Below are 417 nucleotides of genomic sequence, written 5' to 3'. Positions count from 1 at the left end.
CGGTCGATTTGCTTCCGGCATTATTCACTCTCACTGCATCCGCATCCCCGCTGTTAACCAGCGTTTTATACTCCTGCAGAGCAGCAGATTGTGTCCATTTACTGTTTTCAGCAAAATTCATCATCCGCTTCGCCATGTTCTGACAATTAAACTGGGCCTTATCGAACGCCACATTGGCCTGCAAGACCCCATTGGTCAGCATGTCATAGAGTCCCGGATTGGCACGCTGAATGATCATGGCAGGAAGACTGGCCACCGCGCCGGTGGCCCCCTGGATCACCTCACTCATCAGGTTCTTAAATCCGGCGGTAATGCCGTTCAGCTGGTTGCCGACCGTGGTTTTCAAATCAAAATTACCGCACATCAAATCGGAACTCCAGCCGAGTTCCAGTCCGCCCAGTTGGGTCAGGGAACGGC

At 52.8% G+C, this 417-nt stretch carries 1 pseudogene; it reads right to left on the bottom strand.

Features of this window, described 5'->3' with window-relative positions:
* Positions 1-417, bottom strand: a pseudogene (locus AAY47_RS19830) (integrating conjugative element protein); the annotation flags it as partial.

Origin of the sequence: Xenorhabdus griffiniae (genome assembly GCF_001028135.1) — a bacterium.
In the GTDB taxonomy this organism is placed as follows: domain Bacteria; phylum Pseudomonadota; class Gammaproteobacteria; order Enterobacterales; family Enterobacteriaceae; genus Xenorhabdus; species Xenorhabdus bakwenae.
Note: the sequence above shows the minus strand (reverse complement) of the source record. Positions and strands in the feature narration are given on the sequence as shown.